At 63.7% G+C, this 6,997-nt stretch carries 7 protein-coding genes and 1 pseudogene; 4 read left to right on the plus strand and 4 right to left on the minus strand.

Annotation, left to right across the window (positions count from 1 at the left end):
- The coding region (locus EN914_RS18380) for an alpha/beta hydrolase (RefSeq protein WP_127389190.1) at positions 1 to 648 on the plus strand (648 nt) is incomplete at its 5' end.
- Between the two features lie 13 nt (positions 649 to 661).
- Here the strand turns inward: EN914_RS18380 and EN914_RS18385 are convergent.
- Together EN914_RS18385 and EN914_RS18390 are read right to left on the minus strand one after the other, a co-directional pair.
- The gene (locus tag EN914_RS18385; protein WP_024503298.1) at positions 662 to 1,057 is read right to left on the minus strand and encodes a rhodanese-like domain-containing protein; all 396 of its coding nucleotides are present in this window, start codon (positions 1,055 to 1,057) and stop codon (positions 662 to 664) included.
- Between the two features lie 55 nt (positions 1,058 to 1,112).
- Positions 1,113 to 1,727, minus strand: coding sequence for a TetR/AcrR family transcriptional regulator (locus EN914_RS18390; protein WP_024503297.1), 615 nt, complete (start codon positions 1,725 to 1,727; stop codon positions 1,113 to 1,115).
- Between the two features lie 99 nt (positions 1,728 to 1,826).
- Here EN914_RS18390 and EN914_RS18395 point away from each other — a divergent pair, with 99 nt between their 5' ends.
- The 3 genes from EN914_RS18395 (at position 1,827) to EN914_RS18405 (ending at position 5,914) form a co-directional block, all read left to right on the plus strand.
- The gene (locus tag EN914_RS18395; protein WP_013531692.1) at positions 1,827 to 2,573 is read left to right on the plus strand and encodes a 3-oxoacyl-ACP reductase family protein; all 747 of its coding nucleotides are present in this window, start codon (positions 1,827 to 1,829) and stop codon (positions 2,571 to 2,573) included.
- Between the two features lie 210 nt (positions 2,574 to 2,783).
- Positions 2,784 to 4,673 (plus strand): murein L,D-transpeptidase, encoded by a 1,890-nt coding sequence (locus tag EN914_RS18400; RefSeq protein ID WP_024503296.1) that lies wholly within the window; start codon positions 2,784 to 2,786, stop codon positions 4,671 to 4,673.
- A 350-nt stretch (positions 4,674 to 5,023) separates the two neighbouring features.
- Positions 5,024 to 5,914 (plus strand): arginase family protein, encoded by an 891-nt coding sequence (locus tag EN914_RS18405; protein WP_024503295.1) that lies wholly within the window; start codon positions 5,024 to 5,026, stop codon positions 5,912 to 5,914.
- A gap of 141 nt (positions 5,915 to 6,055) precedes the next feature.
- Here the strand turns inward: EN914_RS18405 and EN914_RS18410 are convergent, their stop codons facing one another.
- Both EN914_RS18410 and EN914_RS38345 read right to left on the minus strand, forming a co-directional pair.
- A complete protein-coding gene (locus EN914_RS18410; RefSeq protein WP_032808250.1) occupies positions 6,056 to 6,538 on the minus strand; it encodes a hypothetical protein in 483 nt (160 codons plus the stop codon).
- A gap of 233 nt (positions 6,539 to 6,771) precedes the next feature.
- Positions 6,772 to 6,997: pseudogene (locus EN914_RS38345) on the minus strand (IS481 family transposase); the annotation flags it as partial.

Here is a 6,997-nt window from a genome sequence, read left to right on the forward strand (position 1 = left end):
GTGCTCGTCGTCCATGGCTGGCGCTCGCGCACCGAATATATGCGCGCCTTGATCGAAGGCTATCGCGCCGCCGGCTACAGGGTCGTTTCGCTCGACCTGCCTGGCCACGGCCAGTCGCGGGGCCGGCGCCTGAACATGGTCAATGCGGTGGATGCGGTGCGGGTTGCCGGCGAATGGTTCGGCCCGTTCGTGGCGGCGGTTGGCCATTCCTTCGGCGGCGCCGTCGCCGCCAATGCCATCGCCGGTTCGGTCAAGAACATCCCGCCGCTGGCGGCGGGACGCCTGGTGCTGATCGCGGCGCCAAGTTCCCTGCCGGCGATCTTTGCCGACTTCAGTCATATGTTGAATGTCGGCCCGCGCTCGCAAGCCGCCATGGCGGACCGGGTCGAGCATCTTTCCGGCCGGCCGCTGCACGAATTCACCGGCGACCGCCAGCTCGCCCAGGCACCGGTGCCGACCCTGGTCATCCACGCGCCGGACGACCGCGAAGTCTCGGCCGATCACGCAAGGCGCTATGCCGGTGCCGGCGGCCATGTGCGGCTCTACTGGGCCGACGGGCTTGGCCATCGCCGCATTCTTGCCGACAAGGGCGTGGTCGAACGCGCGGTCGGCTTCGTGACGCATCGCGAGCCATTGCTGCTGCATTGAGCGGCGGTCGAGATTATTTCTTCTTCTCGCCGGGTTCGACCGGCAGTCCGGCGGCCTTCCAGGCAGTGTAGCCGCCAAGGATGTGCTTGACCGGCGAAAGCCCCATGTCCTGCGCCGTCTTTGTGGCCAGGGCAGAGCGCCAACCGCCGCCGCAGAAGAACACGAAGCTCTTTCCCGAGGCAAAGAACGGCTTGTGGTAAGGGCTTTCGGGGTCGATCCAGAATTCCAGCATGCCGCGCGTGACATGCTTGGCGCCCGGAATCCGGCCGTCGCGTTCCACTTCGCGTGGATCGCGCAGATCGACGAAGATGGTGTCTTCATCGTCGAGCAGCCCGGCCGCTTCCTCCGGCGAAACCACCTCGATCACGGCGTTCGCCTCGTCCAGCAGCTCGCGATAACCCTTTTTCACGCTCTCGTCCCTCTCGGCCTTGCTGGCGGATTTCGAGCACACCAGCCGGCGTTTGTCACGCCGCGTTGCCGCCGGCCAACGTCTGCCAGGCAGCCATGGCCCCGCCAACCGTCGCCAGCAGGGCAGCGTGCGAGGCGCCGTCTCGCGCCTGGATCGACATGCCGTGCTGGACCGTGGCGAAGAAGGTCGCAGCGGCATTCGAATCGAAATCCGCCGGCAATTCGCCTTCAGCAATACCGCGCTCCAGACGTTTTTGCAGGGCGGTGTGGTTTTCGGCACGACGGCGGCGCAGATCGTCGCAGATGGCGCCGCGGCTCGAATCCTGATGCAGTGCGCCCAGCGTGATCAGGCAGCCCTGCGGGCGATCGCTCTGCGCATAGGCTTTCGCCGTCAGGCACAGGAATTGTTCGATCGCCTGCCGCGCGGTCGGAGCCTCGTCCAATGCCAGCCAGATGTCGGCACCCTCGGTGTGCGAGTAAAAATCCGTCGCCTCCAGGAACAGCGCCTCCTTGCTGCCGAAGGCAGCGTAGAGGCTGGGCGAGTTGATGCCCATGGCGGCGGTCAGCTCGCTCATCGATGCACCTTCGTAACCACGCGCCCAAAACACCTGCATCGCGCGGCGCAGGGCTGCGGTTCGATCGAAGGTGCGGGGACGGCCTCGTTCCGACATGACGCTCTTTCTGTGTTGATCGATACATAATTCAGTTGACGCCAGCGGGCAAGGCTGACAGATATTTATGTATCGATCATTACATAAAAGGAGAATTCGATGTCTTCCAGCAGATTGAACGGCAAGGCCGCGCTCGTCACCGGCGGCAGTCGCGGCATCGGCGCGGCGATTGCGCGGAGGCTGGCGGCCGATGGCGCCAGCGTCGCGCTGACCTATGTGCATGGCGAGGAACAGGCCCGCGCTGTCGTCGCCGAGATCGAGGCCAAGGGCGGCCGCGCCATCGCGATCAAAGCCGACAACCGCGATGCGGTCGCCCTAGACAAGGCAGTCGATGACGCCGTAACCGCCTTTGGCCGGCTCGACATCCTGGTCAACAGCGCCGGCATCTGGCGCGCCGCCCCAATCGACACGCTGTCGCTCGCCGATTTCGACGAGACCATGGAGGTCAATCTCCGGGCCCCATTCATCGCTTCCAAGGCCGCGGCCGCCCATATGGGTGAGGGCGGCAGCATCATCTCGATCGGCAGCAACCTTGCCGAGCGGGCGACCGACGGCAGCCTCACGGCCTATTCAGCCAGCAAGGCGGCGCTGGTCGGCCTGACCAAGGCGCTGGCGCGTGACCTCGGCCCGCGCGGCATCACCGCCAATGTCGTCCACCCCGGTTCGACCGACACCGACATGAACCCGGCCGACGGCCCGCATGCCGAGCATCAGCGCCGGAAGATGGCAACGCCGCGCTTCGGCAAGGCCGACGACATTGCCGGCATGGTCGCCTGGCTCGCAGGCCCGGAAGGCCGCTTCGTCACCGGCGCTGCCCTGACCATCGATGGCGGCGCCAACGCCTGATCCCGCGGGGATTTCCGGCTGGGGCGGAACCACCCTCCGCTCCAGCCGTCACGATCTTGTGAAACCGTTCTGCAACAGGCTTTCCAAAATTTATGAAAGCTTAACGAAATCGGTATGAATCAGTATAGTCGCGCCTTACATCCGCCATGCGGTGAGCGGGACGATCGAGCGTGCGGAACGGGAACCGGTTGCGGCCGGAGCGGGTGATTCATGAAATTCCTCGGAAACAAAGCAACCGTGATGCCGCTGATGGCAATCACGGCGACGCTGGCTTTCGGTGTACCCCAGGCAGGCGCGCAGGGGCTCTTCGACATGCTTTTCGGCGGCGGCGTCAGGCATGCGCCGAAAGGCGAGTTTCCGCCCCCGCCACCGAAGAACAAGCCAAAGCCGAAAGTGTCCGGTGGCGGCGGCGGCAAAGTGAAGATCAGCAGCCCGTCCTACTACACCTACAAGGCCGACCGGCTGGTTCGCGTCGACTTCTCGGCATTGGCCGCGACGCCGGCGCCGGCGACACCGCAGGACGCCGCCTTCGTCCCGTCGGCTACGGGTGCCGCCTTTCGTGATGCGGTTGCCAGCTTGGGCGACTACGAACTCTTAGCCGAGCCCGACATCGCCAAGGCGCTGATCGAGTACTACTCGGCCAATCCGGATTTCATCTGGATAAGCGGAATCAGCCTCAACAGCCGTGCGCAGGATGCGGTGCGGGTGCTTGGCGAGGCTTCAAGCTATGGCCTCACGCCCGCCGACTATACGGTCGAAGTGCCCGCTGCCGGCGCATCGTCGACCGATGCCAATGCGCAACTGAAAGAACTCGTCCGTTTCGAGATGGCGCTTTCGGCTCGTGTGCTGCGCTATGCCCACGACGCCCAGAACGGCCGCGTCGATCCCAACCGCATGACCGGCTATTATGATTTCCCGGCCAAGCCGCTCGATCTGCAAGGCGTGCTGAAAACGCTGGCTCATACCCAGCAGGTGCGCACCTATCTCGAATCGCGGCACCCGCAGAATGCGGAATACCAGGCGCTGCGCGTCGAACTGGAAGCGCTGCAGGCCAGTGCGGAAAACGAAATCGTCGTCGACCCCAAACTGCTGCTGAAGCCGGGCGAAACCAGCCCCGAACTGCCGAAGCTGCTGACCCTGATCGCGCGCAATCTCGATGACGAGATGGGCGGCGCCTATGGCGAGGTCCTGTCCAGGCTGGCCACCAGCGACGTCTATGATCCGGAACTGGTCCCGGTCATCAAGGCCGTGCAGCAGAAGGCAGGCATGAAGGGCGACGGCGTCATCGGCCCGCGCACCGTCGCGACGCTGGCCGGAACATCCAAGGCCGACAAGCTGCTGAAGGTGGAAGTGGCGCTGGAGGAACTGCGCTGGCTGCCCTCCGATCTCGGCAGCCCGCGCGTCTTCATCAACCAGCCGGCCTTCACCGCGAGCTACATCGACAATGGCGAGGAAAAGCTCAAGACGCGTGCCGTCATTGGCCGGACCACCAACCAGACCTCCTTCTTCTACGACCAGATCAAGCAGGTCGATTTCCATCCCTATTGGGGCGTGCCCCAGTCGATCATCGTCAACGAGATGCTGCCGAGATTGCGCAACGATCCGGGCTATCTCGACCGGTCCGGCTATGAGGTGACGGATTCGCGCGGCAAGCGCATTCCTTCGTCGGCGGTCAACTGGGGCGCCTATGGCTCGAACATCCCATACAGCGTGCGCCAGCAGCCGAGCGAGGCCAACGCGCTGGGCGAGTTGAAGATCCTGTTCCCCAACAAGCATGCGATCTACATGCACGACACGCCGCAGAAATCGTTCTTCCAGCGCGATATGCGCGCGCTCAGCCATGGCTGCGTGCGGCTGCAGGATCCGCGCGGCATGGCGGCGGCAGTGCTTGGCACCTCCGTGGACTATATCGCCGAAAAGCTGAAGCACGGCCACGCGACCGAGAACGTGACACGCACGATCCCGGTCTATGTCGCCTATTTCACCGCCTGGCCCGATCTGTCGGGCAAGGTCGAATATTTCGGCGACGTCTACGACCGCGACTCGCGGCTGAAGCAGGCCCTGGATGCCACGGAGGCGGTGCGTTCGCCTTCAAGTTGATCCAAGCCTTTCGGTAGGCCGTGAACTCATAAATACGGCGTGGCCGGAAACCGGAAAGGCGGTTGAGAGGGAACGAGTAGCGGCGGCTACCGTTATCGAACAAGCGCAAAACGCAACTGTGATCCTGTTTCGGTACGGACGAACGATGTTGAGCGCTCGAAGCGATTCTGCGGCGTCGCGTTGCCATCGTCGGCATTTTGCCGATGGCTGACGACGAAGGTGGACCAGACTATGGAGGTGGGCACGTTTCGCTTCAGCGTGCAGATGGAAGGGCCTTCATTCGCGATCACACAGCCACAAAACAGAGGCCCTGACCTACTCCGCAAAATGGTCACTAATGGAGGCACCCCATGCCGAGCCATTATGCGATTCTCGAAGCCCCCTCCACGCTGGGCCTGGCGACCGACGGTGTGGAGCGCTTGCCTGACCGGTTGCTTGACCTTGGCCTTGCGGAGCGCATTCATGCGCGCCACGCCGGGCGGCTGGTTGTGCCTGCGAAGGACCCGACGCCCGATCCCGAGACCGGCACCCTGAACGCCAGGGCAATTGCGCAGTGGTCGCCCAAGCTCGCCGACGCCGTGGAAGCGGTGCTTGACGCAGGCGGGTTTCCAGTGGTGCTGGGCGGCGATTGCACGATCGTCCTGGGCTCGGCGCTCGCGTTTCGACGGCGCGGCCGCTACGGCTTGCTCTTCATTGACGGCAACGCCGATTTCTTCCAGCCCGAGGCGGAACCCAATGGTGAGGGTGCCTCGATGGACCTCGCCTTCGTCACCGGCTACGGTCCGTCGCTCCTGACCGACATCGAAGGTCGCGGTCCTCTGGTCCGCCCTGAAGACGCTGTCGCCTTCGCGTATCGCGATCACAAGGATCAGGAGGAGTACGGAAGCCAGCCGCTCCCCGAAGAGCTCAAGGTGCTTGACCTTCCCGCTGTGCGCGCCACGGGCATCGAGGCCGCCGCCCGCGAAGCGGTCGATCATCTGACGAGAGCGGAATTGGACGGCTTCTTCATCCATCTCGACGCCGACTGTCTCGACGACGTCATCATGCCGGCTGTCGATTTTCGCGTACCAGGCGGGTTGTCGTGGGACGAGTTGACGGCTGCGCTCCGGCCTGCCTTGGCGAGCGGCAAGGCAGTCGGCCTCGAGATCACCATCTACAATCCGCGCCTAGATGAGGACGGCAGCGCCGGACGCGGCCTCGCCGATGTACTGGCCGCTGCGCTCGGAACAGCAGCGCCATGACGACGACGAGCCATGTCTGCTCTACGCAGCAAGGAGCGACCGATTTGAGGTCGTTTCTTACTGCCTCATGTTGCGGCGGAATCTGTTTCAAGGCTCCGCATGAGCCGATCGGCTTGGCTCCGATTGTGAGTGTGCAAGCTACTAGCGCTCGAACAGTGGCCGCCGGAAGCCGGCGTCCCGCCCGGCGATCAGCCAGTAGAGCAACCCGGCGACAAGGCCGGCAGCGGCGATGATGCCGATGTCGACCCAACGCTCCGGGTCCATATCCTCCGGTGCACTCGGCCAGATCAGGGCGAAGCCGCCGACTGCGGCGCCGGCGCCGAAAACCATGTGCAGCAGGACATTGCGCAACGAGAAGAACTCGGCGATCAGCGCGAAAATCAGCGTCTGCAGCGCGGTCACCACGATGGTCAGGAAATAGACGAACATGCCGAGCGGCGGCACCAGCAGAACCGCGATCGGCGAAACGCCCATCACGTCGAAGTAGTCGGGCGCGTTGGGCAAGGAACTGAGCACGCCATAGATCACCGCCACGGCGATCAGGCCGACCAGAACCGACACGAAGTAGCCGGCCAACATCATCAATATGCGCTTCATCACGTGCTTCGCCGTCGCCATGCCCATCCCCCAATGCGGCGCGCACAGTCAGCCATCAAAGCGAGACTGACGCAAGGGGAGGCGACGGTTGGCAAGGGCAATCGCTTTAGGCAAACGACAAGTCCGACTTGCAGCGGAGAACGCCAATCGCCAAAGTCAGAGCTGCCCCTCATTGTCCTGCCGGACATTTCTCTCCGTATATGTTTGGACCGGGGACATCGCGAACAGGTGTACGGAGACATCGCGAACAGTTTTGTCACTTATCGTCTGCTGAGGTTGAGGTCGACTGTTTCTATTTTCTGATGTCTGAAGAAGGCTTGGAAGACGCCGTCCTTGGTGGTGGGGATGAAGGCCACGGCCTTTCCGCCAAATGCCTTGGAGAGGCGCAGGATGTAGCCGCACAAGGCGACGCGGCCCTCTTTCTGAACCTTGCGAACGATGGCGCCCTGTGGGTAGTCGAAGGCTTCGACGGCCTCGCTGAAGGAG

Source organism: Mesorhizobium sp. M7A.F.Ca.CA.001.08.2.1 (assembly GCF_003998455.1).
GTDB lineage: Bacteria > Pseudomonadota > Alphaproteobacteria > Rhizobiales > Rhizobiaceae > Mesorhizobium > Mesorhizobium ciceri.

What these genes read in the sequence shown, in the direction of transcription:
- EN914_RS18400 (WP_024503296.1), top strand. Translation starts at nt 2,784, where the DNA reads ATGAAATTCCTCGGAAACAAAGCAACCGTGATGCCGCTGATGGCAATC.
- EN914_RS18395 (WP_013531692.1), top strand. Translation starts at nt 1,827, where the DNA reads ATGTCTTCCAGCAGATTGAACGGCAAGGCCGCGCTCGTCACCGGCGGC.
- EN914_RS18390 (WP_024503297.1), bottom strand. Translation starts at nt 1,727, where the DNA reads ATGTCGGAACGAGGCCGTCCCCGCACCTTCGATCGAACCGCAGCCCTG.
- EN914_RS18405 (WP_024503295.1), top strand. Translation starts at nt 5,024, where the DNA reads ATGCCGAGCCATTATGCGATTCTCGAAGCCCCCTCCACGCTGGGCCTG.
- EN914_RS18410 (WP_032808250.1), bottom strand. Translation starts at nt 6,538, where the DNA reads ATGGGCATGGCGACGGCGAAGCACGTGATGAAGCGCATATTGATGATG.